This window comes from Lactobacillus sp. OTU4228, from assembly GCF_001006945.1.
Lineage (GTDB): Bacteria > Bacillota > Bacilli > Lactobacillales > Lactobacillaceae > Lactobacillus > Lactobacillus amylovorus.
The window spans coordinates 1-22066 of the sequence record NZ_CDLD01000015.1; the positions used below are offsets into that span (position 1 = coordinate 1).

Below are 22066 nucleotides of genomic sequence, written 5' to 3' on the forward strand. Positions count from 1 at the left end.
ACCTCTATCGGCAATAGTCAAAAGACTATTGCTGGTAAGTCAGGTCCGTATCTAAGCAAGTTGGTGTTCTGGTTAGCGCAAGCTAACGAGCCACTAAGCCCTAGACTTCAGTCTAGGGTAGTTGACAAATATAATCTTATACCGCAAATTTGGGATGTTGTGTTCCAAAGCTGGAATAATATTCTATTTTTATGGTATATACCAAAATCACTCCAAACTATTGTCTTATTTTTTGTTCCTCTTAAAATAAGGATTGCGAATGTGATAAAAGGAATAAGGAAAAACGTTAGATAGGATATAGAAGATGAAGAATAGATATAGTTTACAAAAATTATCAGTAGGTTTGTGTTCTGTAGTATTGGGGTGTATGTTGTTGCAAAATGCGACTACCTAAGAAGTAAAAGCAGATGCTGGGACTACTGAAGCTACACAAGCTTAATCAGCAGGTTCTACTTCTGATGGTACTGCTACTGGCAAATCAGGTTCGAACCCTGGTGGTGATGAAACACGCACTGCTAATGAAGGTCAACAAGTTCAAGGACTGGAAGCTTCTGATTATCAAGAAGAAACTGTAACTTCTAAGGATTTGAAAGACAAGTTTAATTTTCATAAATATGATAATGGAACAAAAATAGACCTATCTCTTAAGCAAAATGAAAAAGAAATGCAAAATGATGATGGTTCGATTACACTAACGCATGTAAACAAGGGACCGGTGATGAAGAAGGATGGCAGGGTAGCGCCGTTTGGGCTGATCGATATCAAATTGGTCAGATCAATCTAGAAGTAATCAATTATGTTGACCAAAATGGCAATGAATTGGCTCCATCTACAACGCAAAAGATTACTTTTTCTAGAGAATTGAAACATGATTTAGTTACTGATAAATATACTGAAGTAAGTCATAAGGGTACAACTACATTTAATGAGGTTCCCGTAAATGCAGTTATCACTAAGAATGGTGTTGACTACAGACTTGATTATGTTGATCCAGGTTATGCTGCTGGCAATAAGAGTGTCAAGGCTATTAGTCCAGATTTGAAGTTCACAAATGCTAAGGAAAATAATAATTCAGAAGAAAAAGCCAAAAGGCACAATTACCACAAACTGGTGATAAGAAAGCAACTGGCTTAACTGTTTTCGGTATGCTTGTTAGTCTCTTGGGTATGGCTGGCTTATCTGTTTCAGATAGGTTTAAAAAGTTGTCCAAAGCTAAGAAATCAAAATAAATAAAATATAAAAAAGGCAGATGAAGAAAAATTCATCTGCTTTTTTGATTTACTAGATTAAACTAATTTTTACATCTCATCTTCACGGTTTTCTTCACGTTTACGTAACCATGGTAATAAGAAACCTAAACCGAAGAGTACGATAACAGTGATGATGTTCATCATTAATTGGTGGTTAAATGCGGCACTACCAAATGTTGCTTCTGCTTCTTGAGGGATGAAACCTAAAGTTGCACAGATAAAGGTGAAGATTAGGCACCACCAACCCATGATTAAGGCACCGGTTCTGTTTTTTATGAAGACATAATCTGAATGGTAGTTCTTTTCATGCATACGAAGCATTATGAAGGCGAAGAATACCCAGCAAGTCTTGTATGGTGAAATAATACCGTTGATGTTTAACAACCAGTTATAGATTGAGTTAATGTTTGGCAAAGTACCAGTAAGTAAAAGAAGGAATAATGCCAAACCACAAGTCAAAGTGTAAGAGTGAACTGGACGACCAGTCTTGTCCTTCTTACCAGTAAGCCACTTAGGCATGTATCTGTCGGCAACGTCACCAGCAAATACACGACTTGAAGCATCAAGTAAAACAGCTAATTGAGCCATCATAAAGATAGCTTGTACAACTGCGAAGATGTACATTAAGACTTTGCCCAAGCCTAAACTTTCACCTAAAAGTTGGAAAGCGTAGTAAGGACCGTTCATCTTAAAGTCATGTGGAATGTGGTGGGCATTGAAGAAGACTGCCAATGCCAAAGTACCAAAGATGGTTAAGAAACCAGTCATGATAGCTAACATCCACATAGCCTTAGGAAATTCGTGCTTTGGATCACGCATTTGAACAATGTAAGGTGCAGCAAGTTCGGCACCAGACATAGCGAAGATCAACAAACCAGTAGTTGAGAAGTATCTCAAACTAAATGATGGCTTAAATGAATCCCAGTTGAATGGTTGGGTGGCAATGTGGTGACCGTGCATCACTGACCAAGCTGCAAGTAAAACAAAGAGCATGGACATGATGAACATGGCACCACCACCGATTAAGGAAAGAAGCTCAAGTGAGTTCTTAATCGCATTTTCAATTAGGATAAATGCCAAGATAATTACAAAAGTCAAGATCCCGAACCAGAAAGTGGACATGTGCTTGTCCAAGGTGTTATTGCCCAAAATAATCCATGAGAATGAAACAATAACTGAGTTGGAAACGTCTACTAGGTAAGGAACGGTTTGTACCCAGTACATCCATGAGGTCCAGTAACCCAAAGTATCGTTAGATGAGTGACGAACCCATGAAGCAAGACCACCGGCTTGGTCTTTGAAAGTCAATCCCATTTGACTACACATTAATGCGTAAGGGATAACATAAGCGAATAACAGGAATATCCATGAAACAACTACAGATAAACCTTGGTTTTGAAATGGGTAAAAGATGTTTTCAAAACTGATAATAGTTACGAAGTCGATTAAGGCAATAACCGGCCATTTCATGTAATGTTTTTTGCCCGGCTCGAAATTAATGGTTTCGATTTCTTCTGACATAAAAAATATTTTCCTCCAAGAATGTATTTAATTGTGAAACAAAAAAATTTATCTATCCCTGCGGAGGAGAACACGGCAAGTGCACTTGTCTAAAACCTCCAATGTTTATATAATAATGTGTACTGTAAATTACGAATATAGGCCAGATTGCAACCCTACTGTAAAAAAGATTATAAAGATTTTTATAAGATTTGCAATAAGCAACTTAAAATTGTAATCAAATTGGAAAGGGGAAAGATGGATTTTTTAAAAATTGCTATTGGAAATGGAGTAAATATTAGTCAATTACGGGAATGGTCATCTGTTCCGCTTGATCAAATCGACAACAGTTCTGAATTAGCAGCTATTGTCATTAAAAATGGCGATCGAACTGCTAAGCAGGAAGCAACAGATTTGCGAGCACAATCTGATTTTCCTATTCCTGTGATTGAGGTGGATGGTCAAGCAAGCAAGGCTGATATTGCCAAAATCAACCAAGCTGCTAAAGACTATGAACAAAAGATGGTGCCAGGCTTTTTGACTGATTTAATCAACTTCGCTGAAGCAAAGCCAATTAGTTTTACTACGCCTGGCCACCACAATGGCCAATATTATGATTTGCATCCAGCTGGCGTTGTCTTTAACAAATTCTTCGGCAAAAACTTAATGTTTGCCGACACCAGTGACACCGTACCTCAATTAGGCGATACGATGACTCATGCTGGTACGCCTCTTGATGCAGAAAAATTGGCCGCCCAAACTTATCATGCCGATAAAGTTTACTTTTGTACCAACGGTACAACCAGTGCCAACTCGATTTGTGCCAGTGCACTTTTGTCAGAAGACGATCTAGTATTATTTGACCGCAACAATCACAAATCTTTATACAATAGTGCTTTAGTCATGAGTGGGGCAAAGCCAGTTTATATTCCAACTGACCGTAATGGTTTAGGCTTAATTGGAGAAATGGATCCCGACTTTTTAACTGAAGATAAAATCAGAGCTGAAATTGCTAAAGTCGATCCGGAAAAAGCTAAGGCAAAGCGTCCATTTAGATTAGCTATTGTGCAAGCTGAAACTTACGACGGTGTCTTCTATGATGCTAAGTGGATCGTTGATAAGATTGGCAAACTCTGTGACTACATCTTATTTGACTGTGCATGGGGCGGTTTTGAAGAATTTGTGCCAATTATGGAGCACCTGTCACCATTACTCCTTAACTTAGGACCAGATGATCCTGGTATCTTGGTAACCCAATCTTTGCATAAGCAACAAGTTGGTATGGCCCAAGCTTCACAAATTTTGAAGAAAGACTCACACATTAAGGGCCAAAAGCGCTACGTTGATCACAAGCACTTTAACCATGAATACTTGAAGTTTGTTACTTCTTCATATGCTTACCCACTTTATGCCTCACTCACTGTTAATTCATATGTCACTGCTGGAGAAGGCAATAAGATTTGGTGGGACAAGATCTTGCGCATGGGGATTGAATGGCGCAAGCAACTTTTGAAGAAGTCTAAGTTGTTTAAACCATTTGTTCCAGATAACTTTGCGGATATTCCAACTGATGAATTAGCAACTAACGCTAAGTACTGGAATATGAGCAAGGAAGATAACTGGCACGGCTTTACCAAGATGGGTCAAGGCGAAGCCATGATTGATCCACTTAAGATTACAGTTAAAACACCAGGTATTGACGTCAAGAATGCTAAATACGAAGAAACTGGTATTCCTGGTGCAGTTGTAGCGGAATTTTTGATGGAAAATCATATTATTCGTGCCAAGAACGACCTGAATTCACTTTTATTCTTGTTAACTCCAGGCGATACCAAGGAAGAGCTTGATACCTTGCTTGATGCATTTTTGAAGTTTGAAAAGTACTACAATGACGATGCTTTAGTAAAAGACGTCTTGCCTGTTTTGTACAAGGAATATCCTGACCGCTACAAGGGCTACACTGTTAAGCAGCTTTGCCAAGAAATGCATGAATACTACAAGAAGAACAATACTTTTGTTTTGCAGCAAAAGTTGTTCGAAAAGCCAGGGATGCAAGACTACAAGATGACGCCTTCAGAAGCTGATCAAATGTTTAAGCGGAATGAAAATGAAGTCGTTGATTTTGAAGATGTAGTTGGCAGAACGGCAGCTGAAGGTGCGTTGCCATACCCACCAGGTGTTTTTATCGTAGCTCCTGGTGAAAAGTGGGACGCAGTTGATCAAAAGTACTTTGAAGTTTTAGCCCATGCCATTGAAAAATTCCCAGGCTTTGTACCAGAAATTCAAGGTGTATACTTGGATCAAAATGAAGATGGTACCTTAAAAGTACAGGCGGAAGTCATTAAAAAATAAGAGAAAAGGGAGTAAAAAATGAGTTTTTCTTGGAAAGAAAATTTACCAGAAGAATTAAAAGAAAAGGTAACTAAGGTTGAAAAGATGATTCAGCCTCGAATCGAAGAAATCGATGAACAAGTTTTATACAACCAACAAAGAGTGCTTGATTTGTTTAGAAAGCACCATGTTGGTGAAGAAGACTTAGTTCCATCAACTGGTTACGGCTACGATGATATTGGTCGTGACAAGATTGAGGATATTTATGCCGACTACTTCAAGGTAGATGATGCTTTAGTAAGACCACAATTTGGTTCAGGTACTCATGCTATTACCGTTGGTCTTTTCAGCATGCTTCGTCCAGGCGACACCCTTTACTACTTGACTGGGACTCCATATGACACCATTCAAGAAGTTATCGGTTTAGCAGGTAACAAGCCAGGCAACATGAAGGAATGGGACATCAACTTCAAGACCACTGAATTAACTGATGATGGTCAAGTTGATTACGAAAAGGCTAGAGAAGATCTTCAAGATAAGTCAATCAAGGTTGTAGCTATTCAAAGATCTCTTGGCTATGCAACGCGCAAGACTTTTACCATGGACAAGATCAAGAAGATGCTTAAATTTGTTAAGGAAGTTCGTCCTGACGTTAACATCTTTATTGATAACTGTTATGGTGAATTCTCAGAATGTGAAGAACCAACATTTTATGGTGCTGATATGATGGCTGGTTCACTTTATAAGAACGCAGGTGCCGGTTTGGTTAAAGGCGGTGCCTTCTTGGTAGGGCGTCAAGACTTGATCGATGGTGCCGGTTCACGTTTGACTGTACCAGGTGCTGGTAAAGGTGAAGGCGCAACTTGGGGCTACTTACGTGATATTTACCAAGGCTTCTTCATGGCACCTCATACAACTGGTGAAGCGCAAAAAGGTATGGTCTTTACAGCTGCGCTTTTGGAAGAAATGGGCCTGGAAGTATCACCTAAATGGAGCGATCCTCGTAGTGACATTGTGCAAACTGTTACCTTTGGTAAACCAGATCCAATGGTTAAGTTCTGTGCCGCAATTCAACACTACTCACCAATGAACTCATTCGTTGATCCAATTCCTTACCACCAAGATGGTTATGAAGATGAAGTTGTCATGGCTTCAGGTTCATTTGTTGAAGGCTCAACTATTGAATTATCATCTGATGGTCCGCTTCGTGATCCATACATGTTGTACATTCAAGGCGGTTTGTCTTATGCTCATGATAAGATTGCCATCACGCATGCGGTTGAAGAAACATTTTACAAGTAATAAAGAAAGGCAGATAATGCCTTTTTTGTTTGAGCTAAGGATAATCAGGATAAGAAAAATAAGTAAAATAAAACTGCCTTGAAATAATTCTCAAGGCAGTTTTTTATTACTTATCTTCTTGTAAGATATCGTCAATTTTTTGAACAGCTTCATTAGAGCCAATCAAAGTAATTTGATCATGTGGATTAATGACATCTGTGGCAAGAGGCACCTCATTCAAGTGTCCATCATGAACAATGCCAATTACGTTAACATCGTAGTTCTTACGAAAATCTAATTCGCCGAGTGACTTATTAAAGAAACGTGGATTTTCAACGCTAACTTCAATCAAAGAAACATTTTTAGAAAGGTGGAAGAAGTTAACCACGTTAGGGTGAAGTTGACGGAAAATCAATTGACGGGCCATATCTTGTTCAGGTTCAATCACATGATCAGCTCCAATTTTTTCAAGAACCAAGCGGTGATTGTGGTTATTGGCCCGCGTTGTAACGTCAGGTGCGCCAAGTTTCTTAGCTAGCATAGTTGCGATAATGCTACCTTCGACGTTTTCACCCATGGTGACAAAAACATGATCGAAAGAACCAATATCCAAATCACGCAGTTCATCTTCATCGGTGGCATCCGCAATAACTGCGTGGGTAACCAGGTGGGCTACATCGTTAATTACTTCTTCGTTTGAATCAATTACTAAAACATCTTGTTCGGCTTTTAAAAGGGCAACAGTAAGTGCCATGCCGAATTTTCCTAGTCCTAAAACAGCAAAACTTTGATCAGCCAATGATAATTTCCTCCTCTGGATAACGATAACTTTGTTTTGTAGGATGTGACTTGAAGATAGAATACATGAAAGTGTAAATTCCAACACGTCCAATAAACATCAAAGCCATAATAATGATTTTGCCAAATAAATTAAGGTGTGGTGTAAGTCCTAATGTTAGACCTACGGTACCGAATGCGGAGACTGCTTCAAAAACAGCCTTGGTAACACCATTATGACCTAAACTTGGTTGGGTCATAGTTAATAATAGAGTCGCTAAAATGATTAATAAAATCGCAGAAAAGAATAGGGTTAAGGCGCGATTGATGTTATCACGAGTGAAGCGGCGGTGCGAAAAGGCAGGTTCTTTTCCAGTAAACGTACCGATACTTTGCAAAAAGAGAATTCCGATAGTTGAGGTTTTAACACCACCAGCGGTGGAGCCAGGGGTACCACCGATGAACATCAAGATAATGGTAATGGCAATACCGGCCGTACTTAGTTTAGAATAAGGAACCGAGAAAAATCCGGCCGTTCTTGGTGTTACTGCCAAAAATAGGGTGTTAAAGAAACGATCTACGCCATTAAGACTACCACTGAATTGCTTAAGGTTTTGCTCACTGAACAAGAAACCGATGATTGATAAAACTAAGATAATTAAACCAACCGTTAAAGCAAAACGGGTATGCAGGGTGATCTTGTGGCGAATATGGTAAGTTAATAAATCACGCCAAACTAAGAAACCAAATGAACCAGCCCCAATTAAGAGCATGATCACAGTTAAAACATAAGGATTATTATTCAATTGCTCAAGCGACGGACCAAACAAGTCAAAACCGGCATTACAATAAGCAGCTACCGAATGGAAAAGACTGTACCAGATACCTTTGCCAAGGCCAAGTTTGGGTTCTAGAGCAATGAAAAGCAACCCTGCTCCGATTAACTGAATCACCAATGAAAGGCGAATAATTAAACGAACAACCCGAAATTGAGAAAGGTGGTTCAGATTAAGGGCCTCCCCCGTTAACATTCTTGCACCTAAACTCATGCGCTGGTGAGCAAAGTTGCTGAGCATGACGGCAAAAGTCATAAAGCCCAAACCGCCAACTTCAACTAAGATCATGATCACAAGCTGACCAAAAAATGACCAGTGCGTAGCCGTGGTAACTGTACTTAATCCGGTAACGCAGACTGCCGAAGTTGCAGTAAAGAGCGCGTCAGAATAAGCAGTGGCTTGGCCTGCTTTATCCGCAAACGGCAGCGATAAAAGAATGCTGCCGATAAGGATCAAGATTAAGAAACCAATGGTTAAAGCAAGTGAAAATGTGATACGTCGATGAAAAAGATGTATCAAGTTTTTTCCTTCTTTCTGAGATAGAATACTTTATTAATTATAAGGCAAAAGAATTTTCATTGATACTCTGCTAAAATAAAGAAAGTATTTCATGCAAGTTAGGAAAATTAGATGAATCCAGAAAAAGTATTAAAACAAACTTTTGGCTATGATAGTTTTCGTCCAGGACAAAAGAAAGTCATTGATTTAGTTTTAAATAAACAGAATGTACTAGCGGTAATGCCGACTGGTGCAGGGAAGTCGCTGTGTTATCAAGTTCCAGCCTTGATGAATGCTGGCGTTACCTTGGTTATTTCACCTTTAATTTCATTAATGAAGGATCAGATTGATACCTTAAAGCAAAACGGAATTAATGCGGCTGCTTTAAACTCTGCGACGCCGCAAGAAGAAGTAAATCCGATTTTGCGTCAGGCTTATGAGGGCAAGATCAAATTGATCTATATTACGCCAGAACGTCTAGCAATCGACTATTTTAGATATCAACTTAATTTCTTAGATATCGATTTAGTTGCAGTTGATGAAGCACACTGTATTTCTCAGTGGGGACATGATTTTAGACCGGCTTACCGACAGCTGCTTGATGGAATAAATTCTTTGAAGAGCAGACCAAATATTTTGGCCTTAACTGCAACTGCCACGCCAGCGGTTCAAGATGATATTTGTGAGCAGTTGAATATTCCTAAGCAAAATATGGTTATCACTTCATTTGCCCGTCCAAATTTGAGCTTTAAGGTGGTTAATTCACCGCAAAACACGCCACTTTATATTGCACAGTACATCAAAATGCATCCCGATGAAACAGGGATCATCTACACCAATACGCGTAAGAAAGTAGAGAGCCTAACTGATTATTTAGCTAAAAAAGGTATCTCAGTTGGAGCCTATCATGGCGGGATGAAGACTAAAGAAAGAGACGAAGTACAAGAAGCGTTTCAATTTGATCAAGTTCAGGTAATTGTTGCCACTAATGCCTTCGGAATGGGAATCGATAAAAGCAATGTCCGCTTTGTCATTCATGCCTCAAGTGCTCGTAATATTGAAAGCTACTATCAAGAAGCAGGACGTGCTGGTCGAGATGGCGAAGAAAGTGAAGCAATTATGATCTACCATCCGGGAGATTTGCGCCAGTATCGCTTCTTTATCGATGAATCAACGGCTGATGAAAAATACCGCGAATTGCAGTATCAAAAATTGCAAGCAATCACCGATTATGCCAATACGGGTGAGTGTTTGCAGCAGTTTATCGTGCGCTATTTCGGGCAAGACTGTGAACCTTGCGGCAAGTGCTCTAATTGTTTAAACCAAGATGAATTAACTGATATTACGGCCGATGCGCAAAAAGTGATTTCGATGGTTTACGAACTTGATGGTCGTTTTGGTAAAAACGTTGTAGCGCAGTGTCTAGTTGGTTCAAATAATCAAAAAATGAAAGAGATGAATGCTTCACAGTACGATCATTTTGGTAGCTTAAAAATGAATCAAAAAGAGGCAATCAGCTTAATTGACTATCTAATTGCGTCTAGATATTTAGAAATTGAAGGCACGAAATATCCGTTAGTTCATGTGACTAATCGTGGTTGGGATGTGCTCGATGGCAAAATAACAGTAAAAAGACGAATTGCCAAGGTCCAAAAGAAAAAGCAAATTTTTGCTCAGGATGAAAATCCAGATTTATATGAAGCATTACGAAAGAAGAGAATGGAATTAGCAAAAAAGCAAAGAGTACCTGCATTTATGATCTTTTCTGATCGCAGCCTGCATGATATGGCTAAGATCAAACCACAAAATGAAGCAGAGTTCTTAGAAGTCAGTGGGGTAGGTCAAGCCAAAATGCAAAAGTATGGTGCAACCATGATTCAGGTAATTAAGAGCTTTTAGTTATTACTTATAGAAAAATTAGTTACCTTTATATTGGCTTACTTATTCTTTTTAATCTACAATAGGGGTAATAAACGAAAGGAAGACTAAAGATGGCTAAAAAAACTTTAATTTTGTATTACTCATGGTCAGGCAATACCAAGAAAATGGCTGAAAAGATTAATGGTGAAATTGCCGGTAATGACATTGAAGAAGTAACTGTAGCTGATGGTACTTTCGATTCAGATATGTATAAGACTAATGACATTGCATTAGATCAAATCCAAGGAAAAGAAGAATTTCCTGAAGCACAAGTTATAGATATCGACTTTAATAAATATGATTTGATTTTAGTAGGTAGTCCAGTTTGGTCAGGTTATCCTGCAACCCCAATCAAATCACTTCTTAAAAAGATGAAGAACTACAAAGGCGAAGTTGCTTCATTCTTTACTTCTGCAGGAACCAACCATAAGGCTTACGCAAGTCACTTTAAAGAATGGGGTAACGGTTTAAATATTATTGGCGTTGCTCGTGACGATAGTGAAGTTAGCGACTGGGTAAAATAGTTAAATAAAAATTATTATGTAAAGTAGCTGATGGGCTGCTTTTTTTGTTAAATGAAAATTAAAGGTTGATTTGCTCACTTTATTAATATAAAATTAAATTAATATTAATTATTAAATATATTAATGTGAATAAGGTGAGGATATGGATTTGATTAAACAAATTTCTAGTAAGGGTCTTGTTTTGGATGGTGCGATGTCAACAGCACTTGAGAAACAAGGAATTGATACAAATACAGATTTATGGACAGCTGTAGCTTTAGACAAAGACCTAGATAAAGTTTATAAAGTTCATATGAACTACTTCCAAGCCGGTGCTCAAATTGCAATTACCGATACATACCAAGCAAATGTGCAAGCTTTTGAAAAGCACGGTTATTCTGAAGACAAGGCTAAAGAAATGATTGCTGATGCGGTAAAAATAGCGAAAAAGGCGAGAGATGATTTTGAAAAGAAGACAGGTATCCATAACTATGTAGCCGCTTCTGTGGGTTCATATGGCGCTTATTTAGCCGAAGGCAACGAATTTCGTGGCGATTATGATCTAACTAAAAAACAATACTTGGATTTTCATTTGCCACGCTTGCAAGTATTGCTTCAAAATAAGCCAGATTGTTTAGCTATTGAAACGCAACCTAAGCTTGATGAGGTAGTTGTCCTTTTAGACTGGTTAAAAGAAAACGCACCTGAAATGCCAGTGTATGTGAGTTTTACTTTGCATGATACAACAAAGATTAGTGATGGCACTCCTTTGAAAAAGGTGATGGAAAAAATAAATGAGTATGATCAAGTCTTCGCGGTTGGTGCCAATTGCTTTAAGCCATTTTTAGCCACTACCGCAATCGATAAGATGCGCGAATTTACCAAGAAAAACATTATCGTTTACCCTAACTTGGGTGGCATATATAACGAATTCGAGAGAAATTGGATTCCGTTTAATGCTAAGTTTGATTTTGGTAAATTAAGCAAGGAATGGTATGAGCACGGTGCTTGCATTATTGGGGGATGCTGCTCAACTGGAGTTAAAGAAATTAGTCAAATCGCCGCCTTTTATAAAATTTTGAATAATCAGAAGAGCAAGCAAAAATTAGATCTTAAACCCAATATAAATTTAATGAAGTCAACTAGATCAAAAGTGTAATTTTTTAAAACAAATCTCTTCCAATTTTTTAGATAATTTGGTAATATAATAGCGGGGCGTGTGATGAGCGCTCCGAGGATGAAAAGGCTAAGCAAGATGTCTCTTAGGGCATCTGCTGATAGGAAGAAATTTGAAGGTGTAGAAAAGCCATTAAGGACATTTTCCTTAGTGACTTTTTTTTGTAAAAAAAGACCACTAGCAAATGCTAGTGGTTATTTTTTTAGAAATCATTTTTTGCTGTTCTCGGAGTTACCTTGTCCCAAATTGCATCGACAATGCCAATCCACATTGCACCAAGTGCAACTGAACCACAGACATCTGATGGGAAGTGAGCATACAAGTAAACTCTTGAGATCATTACTAGAACAAGCCAGACGACCAAAAGTACGTTTAACCAAACTCTAGTAGTTCTGTTTTTGACTAATGCTGGAATTAAAATGAGCATTAACCAAAAGACGATGATTGACATGCCCAATGTGTGGCCACTTGGAAAACTGAAGCCGTCATCTACTGCCAGGTGAGCAACTGGACGAGCACGTTGGACAATGTGTTTAACGATCCAACCAAACGCATCAGCAGTAATTAATGAAACGACAATGCTGAGCGAGAGGGGTCGCCGCTTTTCAATCCATAGAATAATTGCAATAAGTAGCATCCAAACCAGATCAACCTTGGTATCGGCCAAGAACGTAATATTGAGCATCAGGCCCTTTAAGCCAGGGATTGTATGCACAAGTTGTTCAAAGAAGTTGTCGAATTCATTGATCCAGCTCGCATGCATCATGATTGAAATCGCCAAAATTAAGAAGATTGGCAAACCAACACAAATAGCTGTGATATTTTTCTTTCGCATATTTTCCTCGAAGTAAATTAATTTTTAAACAACATGAAAAGTTTACCATATAAAATATAAATAAAGATAATTTTCTTGGTAAGAAAATTGAAAAATGAAAGTTTAGAGGAATTATCCTTATTAATAAGTAAAAATTTATATAATATGTAACTCCAATGAAAAAAATAAATGCTAAGATTATGCTATGAAGAAATTAACATTTCTGGAGGGTTTTGAAAACGAGACATTTTAATTTTAAAAGAATATTAATCAAAACGGCCATTTCGCTTACTGCTGTTTCTGCATTGCCAATTGCTTCAATTGCGACAGCTAAGACTGCAAATGCGGCAGATGATCAAACTGAAATGCGCAGTTTTGTAAGAAAAACAATTGCAAACGACTATGCAAGAGGAACTACTGTTGTTGTTAAAAATGGTCAACCACAACAAATTAGTTACGGCTATGGCTATTATGGTAAGCGTCTTGGCGCAGGCAACAGCAAGGTGGTTTATCCAGTTTGTTCATTGCAAAAAGTAATTACTGCGGCAATTATTACGCAATTGATTTATGCAGGAAAGTTTACGCAAGATACTAAGATTTCCAATTGGTATCCTAACTTGAAGGGTGCATCAAATATCACTGTAGGTAACTTGATGACTCATACTTCAGGTCTTAAGGCAACAGATACTGAAGTTAACCGTGGTCGCATTTATTCAGAAAATGATGCGATCAACTGGGTGGTTAACAAGTTGAACTCAACTACCCAAAACCAACCAGGCAAGTTTTCTTACAACAACACTAACTACATCTTGCTTGCAGGTATTATTCGCCAAGTAACCGGTAAGTCTTACAAGCAAAATGTCCAAGAACGTGTGATTAATCCATTAGGCTTGAAGAGAACCTACTTCCTTGAAGACATTCCTTCAGGCATGACCGATGGGATTTCATATACTTGGAACTACAAGAACTATCAATGGGCTCAATACGTTAAAAAGCAACAAGCTTCACAACTTGTAGGTGCTGGTAACTTGTTCTCAACCCCAATGGATTACTACAAGATCCAAGTTGGTTTGACCAATGGCAAGATTTTGGACCAAGCTGAATTCAATTATATGACTAACCTTGATACTAAGCCTTCAAACGGTTATTCAGGTGGGATGTACGTTAAGGGCAACCTTAAGTCCGCTTATGGTAACTTGTACAATACTCACTTTGGTAACTGGGTACAATTGACCAAGGATAATCAAAATGGTTTAATCATGTTCTTGAATCAAACTCAAAACGATGAAACTAGAAACAAGAAAATTGGTTACCAAATTTTGAACCACATTCAACCTAATACTTTTAGTTCAAAATAGAATATTATTTTAGTCCTGCTACCAACCTATGATAAGCTAGTAGCAGGATTTTTATTTAGGAGTGAGGAAATGATTAATGGAGGAGTTTTAATCAGTCAGGACCTGTCGTGTGCAGGGCAAGTGTCATCTTCGGTAGCTCTGCCTATTCTTGGTGCATGTGGCACAAGGTCAACTCTTCTGCCTACGGCCATTTTGTCTACGCATACCGGTTTTCAAGGCAATACTTATCTAGATTTAAGTAGTGAAATGACTAAAATAGTTGCTCATTGGCAAAAAATCAATTTGAACTTTGATGCTTTATATTTAGGCTACTTAGGTCAAAATGCGTTAGATTTTTGGCTTGATAAGATCGAACAAATAAAACGTGCCGATCAGGTAGTTTTAATTGATCCTGCGATGGCCGATCATGGCAAGATGTACCGCGGCTTGGACGAGGGATATGTCAAAAAGATGCGCCAGCTGATCCCCAAAGCGACGATTTTAACGCCGAATATCACTGAAGCAGCATTTTTATTAGGCAAAGATTTAACAAAAGTATCATTAGAAAAAGCACAGGAATTTGCCACAGAATTAGCTAAAAAGTTTTCTATTCCCAATGTGGTAATTACGGGAATTTCTATCACTAAGGAGAAAATCGGTGAAGTTGGTGTAACAGATGGTAAAAACTGGTCATTAATTCAAAAAAAATTGTCTGGCAGCTTCTTTGGCACCGGCGACATGTTTGCTAGTGCATTTTTAGCAGCAGTTTTACATGGCAACAACTTAGAAAAAAGCTGTTCAATTGCGGCCGATTTTATTAGATTAGCAATTATGAATACGAAACAAAATCCGCTGTTTGGGCCTAACTATGCGGCAGGCTTGCCATGGTTATTGGATGAAATAGAAAAGTAGGTGTGAGATATGAGAAAAGATATTAATTCGTTACAATCTTTAATTTTTACTGGTTTATTTGCGGCAATTATTTATATCGGGATCTGGGTACTGCGTATTCCCGTACCAGCAATGGTAGGTCGTCCGTTTATTCACTTCGGTAATACTTTAACTGCTGTAGCGATCCTTTATTTAGGCTATCGCAACGGTATGATTGCCGGGATTATCGGGTTAGGTGGCTTTGACCTACTTAACGGTTATGCGGCAACTTCATGGTTGACGATGCTGGAAGTCGTAGTTGTAGCAACGGTTTTAACCGCTGTTTATCGCGGGATGAACTATCGCGACTCCAAGAAGAACATCATTATTTTAGGTATCATTGCTGGGGTGACTAAAATTTTTACTACTTATTGTGTTTCAATTGTCGAAGCACTGATGGTGGGAACTAGTTTACAAGTTGCTTATATTGGAGCTTTTGTCAGTCTGCCAGCAACCGTCATCAATTCAATTTCTACCGCAATCTGTACGCCGATTTTGTACTTTGCTCTAAAAGATGCGGTGAAGGCAATTATGAAAAAGGCCAATTAAAGAAACAATAGATTTTACACACGTATTGATGGGTGCTATATTAAATCTATTGAATGATAAAAAGGATAGAATTTTATGAACGAAGATCTGAGGAAAAGAAATAAACGAAATAATCTGATCATCTTAGTGGTCGGAATTGTCATTATCATCGGTATCATTGCCGGTTTTAGCATCCATAATCACCGTGTTGCTACACAAACTGCAGCTGAAAAGTTTGCACGAACTCACTTTAATCCTAATGTAAAAATCGATGGGGTTAAGGTAGGCAAGTTAACTGTCAAGAAGGCTACAGATAAGGTTAATAAGAATGCAAAGAATGTAGTTGCATTGAAAGACAACAAGTTGGTGTACAGCTATAGCACTACTAGTCAAACAATTGATGAGCAAGAAACTAGTGAGCTATTTAAAAAGCAACACACTAAGACACCATCAGACAAGAGCTACAGTTACACCACTAAGGATTTAGCTACTGCCAAGAATAAGTTGAATAGTCTTAAAAAGGCAACTATTAACTATAAGATTAATGGTAAAAGCTACAAGTTAAAGGCTACCGAACTCTTAAATGATGTTTCTTACCAAAATGGCAAATACAAATTTGGCAACACAATTAAGTTGACTGACAAGTTGAACCAAATTGATAAAGAAGTTTCTACTTTGCATAAGAGCTACAAGTTTACTGTTCCAACTGGCAATAAAGTAAAGGGTAAGACCATTACTGTTAAGAACAAGACTTGGGGTTGGGGCGTATACGTACAAAAGACCCGTCGTCTCTTGCTTGATGCCTTTGCACAAGGTAAGACTACTTTTGATGGTGCAGATGCCATTTATGGTTTAGGTTACAGTACATATGCTCACGGCTACGGCAGATCAAATCATGAAATCGGCAATACTTACGCCGTTGTTTCTTTGAAGAAGCAAGAAGTATGGCTTGTAAGAAACGGCAAGCTTAAAGTTCACTTAAGAGATGTCGTTACTGGTACTATGGAAGGTAGCAAGGGCGATCAAACTCCTCGTGGCGTTTGGTACATCCACTACAAACAAAGAAATGCCACTCTTCGTGGTAGTAACGATGATGGTTCAAGTTATGCTTCACCAGTTAGTTACTGGATGCCATTTACTTTGAGTGGTTGTGGCTTCCACGACGCAAGTTGGAGAACTGACTGGAGCAAGACAGCCTACTTAAAGGGTGGTTCACACGGCTGTGTCAACGTTAAGCCAAGTGAAATTAGAAGCGTTTGGAACAACATTTCTAAGAACGAACCTGTAATTATTTACGAATAATTATAATCTTTCATTTATAAATTAAATTTAACAAATAAAGAAAATAGGACTACCATAACAAGTGGCCGGATAAAAATCCTTCCTCCTGAAGTGATTATTACATAACCTATTTTCTTCATTATAAATCTCGCTAAGGTCGCAGTAATGTTATGTACATTGCTGCGGTTTTTTTATAATTTAATGTTTATAACCATAAAAAGAATGTTATAGTAAGCAATGTAGGAAAAGAGGATTTTGAAAGATGATCGATATTTATAATGAAAAACTTGCAAAATATGCAGATGGTGAACGCCGTATTTTTACTGCAACCTTTTTGCGTCCTGATGATCGTAAGGGAATTTTTCAAAATTTGACAGTTAATAATGAAGACAATGTTGTAGTTAAACAAATTGTTTTACGAATGAACAAAGCCTTTAAGGAATTAAACCTTGAAAAAGGCGACGTTGTTCAATTTGAAGCAATTGTTAAGCAAAACAGTCGTGGTGAATACACTGTTGAACGTCCTACTGGAATGGAAAGAATTAGTTCTGGTCAAGATGAGGAAGACAGCGGTGTTCACGTTGTTGGCGACGATTGGGATTGGTTTGAAAAGTAAAAGAGATAATTAAAGATAGAATTTGGTTAGCATGTCCAGACGGACATGCTTTTTTTATCAAAAAGATTAAAAAATATAAAGACCCGGATTTAAAATTGAAGTGCAACACTAAGTGTTAAACAAAAAGGCCATGAAGACCTAAGCTTGAAGTGACCAAAAATCAAGAAAGGTGATCTTCATGACTAATTCAACTCTAGACATTATCATCAATCATTGATGAATTTGTAGGTGAATTCAAGCAGACTATGCCAGGCTATCCATGTCCTAGCACGCCTACTGTTTATCGCTATATTGATCGTGGGTTGCTAGATATAAGCAATATTGATCTACCAATGAAGCTTAAAAGACGCAGAAACAAGCGGCATCACAGTCATGGCGGTCATGCTCTGCATAGAAAGAATCTTGGCAATTTAATTGAGCAACGGCCTAAAGAAGTTGAAGACAGAGCAACTCCTCTTCACTGGGAAGGCGATCTAGTTAAAGGCGTTAGACGTAAAAATCAACCAGCGTTAATGACGCTAACCGAAAGAACTACTCGTTTTGAGGTTGTTATCAAAATACCAGATTATCGGGCAAGTACTTGTCAAAGGCTGCTTCAAAAAGAAATAGACCAGCATCCTGATTGTTTCAAAACTGTTCGCATATGAACGTTACTTAGAAAATAGCGATGAAAAATTGCTTGTCTTTACTAACTTTTACGGTAGGGAACATACTGTTAAGTTGCCTGAAAAGTATCAAGGCAAGGAATATCAAGTATTGCTTAGCAACTACGATGCAGAAAACGGTAAGTTAACTGATGAAATTACCTTGGCACCATGTGAAGCCTTGGCTATTAAAATTAAATAAATAAGAGAATAAGCAAAAACAGAAGTTGAATGTAGCTCGGCTTCTGTTTTTTTATATGCCCAGATAGACTATACTTAATCGTAAGAATAAGGAGAAAATTATGGATGAAGAAATAGGGAAACATTTAAATAATTCACCGCCCAAGCCTATGAAATAATTGTTTCTAGTTCATAGGGGAGGAATTTTTTTGGATTCTTTTGATACTACGCATAAGCGTAAAATGATTTCTTGGCCAGTATTGGCCTTAATGGACTTCGTCACCGTTATTGGTTTCGATGACATTATCTATAACTTTAAAAACCAAGGTTTGGCAACCATTTCAGAGTGGATAATCATGCTTGCTTTGTACGTTGTCCCATACGAAATGATGGTCGGACAGTTAGGTTCAACTTTTTCTGATACAACTGGTGGCCTAACTTCCTGGATTCGTCATACTTCTGGCGATAAGATGGGTTACTTCATGGCCTGGGCTGGCTGGGTCTGTGCTCTGCCATATCTAGTCGATGTAGCGAACTCAACCGTTGTTTCATTTGGTTGGCTGTTCGCCGGCAACAATTCTTACGAAGATAAGATGAATAACTGGACTTTTGCCTTGCTTACTGCTGTTGTCTTCATTATCTTTATCTTCTTCCAGCACCGTTTTGCTAACTCATTGCAGATCCTATCAGTCATTGGTGGTGGGGCAATGTTCATCATCACGGTTTTGTACATCATCATGACTTTCGCATATTTAGGCAAGGGTGGTCATATTGAAACTCAACCATTTAACTGGCGTTCAATTTTCCCAACCTTTGATACTAAGTTCTTCACTTCATTAGGTTTATTCATTTTTGCAATGGATGGTGCGGAATTCGTTGCACCATACGTTACTGAAATGAAAAATGGTGCGCGTGACTTTCCTAAGGCAATGATTATGTTGGCTGTTATGACTGGATTCTTGACGGTCTTTGGTTCATTTGCTTTGGGTGTCTTCTTCAACGCACACCACTTGCCAGATGACTTGAAGATGAACGGTTCCTACTATGCCTTTGAGGCAATGGGTAAGGACTTCGGTTTAGGTAAATTCTTCTTGTACTTGTTCATTGTGACGCAGGCGCTTTATATGATCGCTCAGCTGGCTATGCTGGTTGATGGTATGTCACGTGAGTTCTTGTCAGACACTGCTAAGAAGTACTTACCAAAGGGCTTAACTAAGAAGGATAAAAACGGTTTGCCAATTCATGGTTACTGGTTGACCGTACTTCTTTGTTCTTTCATCATGTTCTCTTCAGCAACTTTGCCTAACATTAACTCAATCTTTAACCAGTTGCTGAACTTGAACGGTATTATCGACCCATTCACCACTTCATTCATTTTCTGGGCCTTCATTAAGATTAGGGAAGATCAGAAGAAATATCCATCAAGCTATGTCTATATTAAAAATAGACGCAAGGCATTGGTCATGGGTTGGTGGTGCTTCCTCTTGACCTTGGTTGCCGCATTTGGTTCAATCTTCCAAGTTGATGCACCAACAGGTTCAGCTGAATACTACCAGACTATTTTCTTGAACGTCTTTGAATCATTTGTTTTATTAGGTTTAGGTTTGATTTTGCCTTTAATCGCAAGATGGCAAAGAGAGCATGATAAGGCTTAAATAATTAGTTAAATAGAGAAGAAAATCACGTCTAAAAAACGTGATTTTTTCTTACTAAAATACTTGTATTTATCCCTTAATATGCTATTATATAGTTCCGCTGATCAATATCAGCGAAGCAGAATTATAGATAAAAATAGAGATAGGAATATAGAATCCATTAATTTGGAAAAAATAGGGTATTAATCAATGAATTAATACCAATATGGAGAGAAAAGAAATAGGAAGTATTTGAAAGGAGATTCTGCACCACAAATTTGGAATGATTAATTTTCCAAGGGTGTAGTGTATCTAACTTCAGACTTCCAGCTCTCATGTATTCCTATCTCTATTTTTGTCTACAATTCTGCTCTTTTTTATGCACTTAAGGTGGTGATTTTATGTAGTAAAAGTCGTGTCGTTGGTCGTTGTTGTGCAGTAGCTAGAAAGAAGATTTTCCTATGCAAAAAATTGGTTTTAGCAATCATTCTCGTTCAAACAAAACTGAATCAAAGGCCCCATGGCAAAACAAGTACAGTCGTCAGGCCACGATCTTTGGCAAGAATACTTTTCTGCCACTAGACCTAGAACGGGCTTTGAACGACAACACATTAGTTATCGGAACTAGTGGGACAGGCAAAACTTATTCTTTCCTGGAACCTAACTTGCTTCAGGCAAACAGCAATTATGTGATCGCTGATGCCAAAGGCAGCATCCTTTCTGAAATTGGACCTAGTCTAAAGCAGATGGGTTATAACCTGCAGGTGTTGAATTTGGTTAACTTGGATCATTCGATGACCTTTAATCCGTTAGCCAACCTGCATTCTGATCAAGATGTAGTCAAGTTTGCAGAACAGGTGATGACTACTGATGTAGCTGGTCGTACCAATACTGGTCAAAAGATTGATGTCTTTTGGAAAAATGCGGCTGAAGCATTATTTGAGGCGATAATCTTTTTCATTAGAGATGAATTGCCTGAAGAAGAGCAAACGATGGCTACGGTTAATAGACTCTTTAAAATCGTGACGCTGAAGCCAGATCGAATTGATACGGCGTTTTCGATTTTGAATTCTAAAGAAAGCGACTACTATTTTGATGATTATACTCCTGACTCAAATGATAACCGCTTAATTGGCGATTACTTATTTGACTGGGTACGCGAAAATGATCCGGATTCAACTTCAATTAGAATGTGGGATCAAGTCAGAGGGATGGCTGGTTCGCCGAGAACTTGGAGTAGCGTCGTCGGTATTTTAGGTTCGGACATGGCTGCTTATAATTTGAACGATGTTGAAAATCTTCTTTCTGGTAATCAGATTCAATTTGCCAAGTTATTAGAACCAAAGAATGCTTTATTTGTTCTTTATGATGATGCAGATAGTTCTAAGAACTTTTTGTCAAATATCTTATATGCTCAACTAATTAAATTTCTGTATCACGAATCACGCAAGTATAAGCATCAAGCATTACCGGAAAAAGTGCGTTTCTTCTTAGATGATTTCAAAAATGTCAATATTCCAGGCTTTGAAGACATCTTGGCCACTGCAAGAAGTCGCAACATTTCGATTTGCATGTTGTTGCAAGATGAATCACAATTGCAGGCTAAATTTGGACCAGCCACGCCAAGCGTAATTGGCAATTGCTCCGCATATCTGCTTACAGGGACAACGGATCTGACTATGGCACAAATTGCTTCGCAACGTTTTGATTTGTCAACCACGAATATTCGTAGGATGGCACGTGAAAATTTCTTATTGGATGTTAGTGGTTATACTGCAATGACTAAACGATATGACTATCATGATCATCCTAATTATAAAGGTGGCTATTATGATTTTGAAAAAGAATTAGTTACCCCACAGCAGCAGGCTAATAATGAAGGACTTGAAAAGATTCTGATGTATTTACCTCATGAACAAAACCGTGTGGACGATGCTGAAAATCTTTTTGGTAATGATTATGGTTCTGATGATGATTTATTTACTATTATTGGTAATTCAGACAACTAAATGACTTTTTGGTATGAAGC

20 protein-coding genes and 2 pseudogenes are annotated in these 22066 nt (G+C 38.1%); 18 read left to right on the top strand and 4 right to left on the bottom strand.

Features of this window, described 5'->3' with window-relative positions:
* From BN1206_RS10030 to BN1206_RS10330, 4 genes and pseudogenes are all read left to right on the top strand, one after another.
* On the top strand, positions 1-294 hold a 294-nt coding region (locus BN1206_RS10030), incomplete at its 5' end, for a hypothetical protein (RefSeq protein WP_231575962.1).
* Positions 295-304: 10 nt separating this feature from the next.
* Positions 305-394: a YSIRK-type signal peptide-containing protein gene (locus tag BN1206_RS10325; protein WP_082104747.1), complete on the top strand. Its 90-nt coding sequence runs from the start codon at positions 305-307 to the stop codon at positions 392-394.
* Between the two features lie 395 nt (positions 395-789).
* Entirely contained in the window at positions 790-1134 is a 345-nt protein-coding gene (locus BN1206_RS04525) for a mucin-binding protein (protein WP_158304738.1), read from the top strand.
* Positions 1128-1229: pseudogene (locus tag BN1206_RS10330) on the top strand (hypothetical protein); the annotation flags it as partial. The gene BN1206_RS04525 and the pseudogene BN1206_RS10330, both read left to right, overlap by 7 nt.
* 69 nt (positions 1230-1298) lie before the next feature.
* On the opposite strand, the gene BN1206_RS04530 reads toward BN1206_RS10330, so the two are convergent.
* The gene (locus BN1206_RS04530; RefSeq protein WP_013437804.1) at positions 1299-2771 is read right to left on the bottom strand and encodes an APC family permease; all 1473 of its coding nucleotides are present in this window, start codon (positions 2769-2771) and stop codon (positions 1299-1301) included.
* A gap of 237 nt (positions 2772-3008) precedes the next feature.
* On the opposite strand from BN1206_RS04530, the gene BN1206_RS04535 reads away from it, so the two are divergent.
* Both BN1206_RS04535 and BN1206_RS04540 read left to right on the top strand, forming a co-directional pair.
* The gene (locus BN1206_RS04535) at positions 3009-5102 is read left to right on the top strand and encodes a putative ornithine decarboxylase (protein ID WP_052542955.1); all 2094 of its coding nucleotides are present in this window, start codon (positions 3009-3011) and stop codon (positions 5100-5102) included.
* Between the two features lie 18 nt (positions 5103-5120).
* Positions 5121-6383: a methionine gamma-lyase family protein gene (locus BN1206_RS04540; protein ID WP_013437806.1), complete on the top strand. Its 1263-nt coding sequence runs from the start codon at positions 5121-5123 to the stop codon at positions 6381-6383.
* Between the two features lie 106 nt (positions 6384-6489).
* Here BN1206_RS04540 and BN1206_RS04545 read toward each other — a convergent pair whose 3' ends face one another.
* Positions 6490-7161: a potassium channel family protein gene (locus tag BN1206_RS04545; protein WP_013437807.1), complete on the bottom strand. Its 672-nt coding sequence runs from the start codon at positions 7159-7161 to the stop codon at positions 6490-6492.
* Positions 7154-8494 carry a TrkH family potassium uptake protein gene (locus BN1206_RS04550; RefSeq protein WP_014565800.1) on the bottom strand — a complete coding sequence of 447 codons (1341 nt, stop codon included), beginning with the start codon at positions 8492-8494 and terminating at the stop codon, positions 7154-7156. Before BN1206_RS04550 ends, BN1206_RS04545 begins: the two co-directional genes overlap by 8 nt.
* A 111-nt stretch (positions 8495-8605) precedes the next feature.
* On the opposite strand from BN1206_RS04550, the gene recQ reads away from it, so the two are divergent.
* The 3 genes from recQ (at position 8606) to mmuM (ending at position 12055) form a co-directional block, all read left to right on the top strand.
* Positions 8606-10372 (top strand): DNA helicase RecQ, encoded by a 1767-nt coding sequence (gene recQ, locus BN1206_RS04555; RefSeq protein WP_052542956.1) that lies wholly within the window; start codon positions 8606-8608, stop codon positions 10370-10372.
* A gap of 92 nt (positions 10373-10464) precedes the next feature.
* Positions 10465-10917 (top strand): flavodoxin family protein, encoded by a 453-nt coding sequence (locus BN1206_RS04560; protein ID WP_052542957.1) that lies wholly within the window; start codon positions 10465-10467, stop codon positions 10915-10917.
* 142 nt (positions 10918-11059) lie between these two features.
* Complete coding sequence (gene mmuM / locus BN1206_RS04565; RefSeq protein WP_052542958.1) at positions 11060-12055, top strand: homocysteine S-methyltransferase; 996 nt, start codon at positions 11060-11062, stop codon at positions 12053-12055.
* A 220-nt stretch (positions 12056-12275) separates the two neighbouring features.
* On the opposite strand, the gene BN1206_RS04570 is transcribed toward mmuM, so the two are convergent.
* A complete protein-coding gene (locus BN1206_RS04570; RefSeq protein WP_013437812.1) occupies positions 12276-12908 on the bottom strand; it encodes a phosphatase PAP2 family protein in 633 nt (210 codons plus the stop codon).
* Positions 12909-13156: 248 nt separating this feature from the next.
* On the opposite strand from BN1206_RS04570, the gene BN1206_RS04575 reads away from it, so the two are divergent.
* The 9 genes and pseudogenes from BN1206_RS04575 (at position 13157) to BN1206_RS04615 (ending at position 22046) form a co-directional block, all read left to right on the top strand.
* Complete coding sequence (locus BN1206_RS04575) at positions 13157-14245, top strand: serine hydrolase domain-containing protein (RefSeq protein WP_118027927.1); 1089 nt, start codon at positions 13157-13159, stop codon at positions 14243-14245.
* A gap of 69 nt (positions 14246-14314) precedes the next feature.
* Positions 14315-15136, top strand: coding sequence for a PfkB family carbohydrate kinase (locus BN1206_RS04580; RefSeq protein ID WP_013641840.1), 822 nt, complete (start codon positions 14315-14317; stop codon positions 15134-15136).
* A 9-nt stretch (positions 15137-15145) separates the two neighbouring features.
* Complete coding sequence (locus BN1206_RS04585; protein WP_013437815.1) at positions 15146-15703, top strand: ECF transporter S component; 558 nt, start codon at positions 15146-15148, stop codon at positions 15701-15703.
* A gap of 75 nt (positions 15704-15778) precedes the next feature.
* Positions 15779-16984 (top strand): L,D-transpeptidase family protein, encoded by a 1206-nt coding sequence (locus tag BN1206_RS04590; RefSeq protein WP_014565802.1) that lies wholly within the window; start codon positions 15779-15781, stop codon positions 16982-16984.
* 241 nt (positions 16985-17225) lie between these two features.
* A complete protein-coding gene (locus BN1206_RS04595; protein WP_014565803.1) occupies positions 17226-17579 on the top strand; it encodes a hypothetical protein in 354 nt (117 codons plus the stop codon).
* Between the two features lie 212 nt (positions 17580-17791).
* A pseudogene (locus BN1206_RS04600) lies at positions 17792-18217 on the top strand (IS30 family transposase); the annotation flags it as partial.
* Between the two features lie 37 nt (positions 18218-18254).
* Positions 18255-18425: a hypothetical protein gene (locus BN1206_RS04605; RefSeq protein ID WP_013641844.1), complete on the top strand. Its 171-nt coding sequence runs from the start codon at positions 18255-18257 to the stop codon at positions 18423-18425.
* A gap of 187 nt (positions 18426-18612) precedes the next feature.
* Positions 18613-20058 carry an APC family permease gene (locus tag BN1206_RS04610; protein WP_052542959.1) on the top strand — a complete coding sequence of 482 codons (1446 nt, stop codon included), beginning with the start codon at positions 18613-18615 and terminating at the stop codon, positions 20056-20058.
* A 440-nt stretch (positions 20059-20498) separates the two neighbouring features.
* Positions 20499-22046, top strand: coding sequence for a VirD4-like conjugal transfer protein, CD1115 family (locus BN1206_RS04615; RefSeq protein WP_052542960.1), 1548 nt, complete (start codon positions 20499-20501; stop codon positions 22044-22046).
* Positions 22047-22066 lie beyond the last annotated feature (20 nt).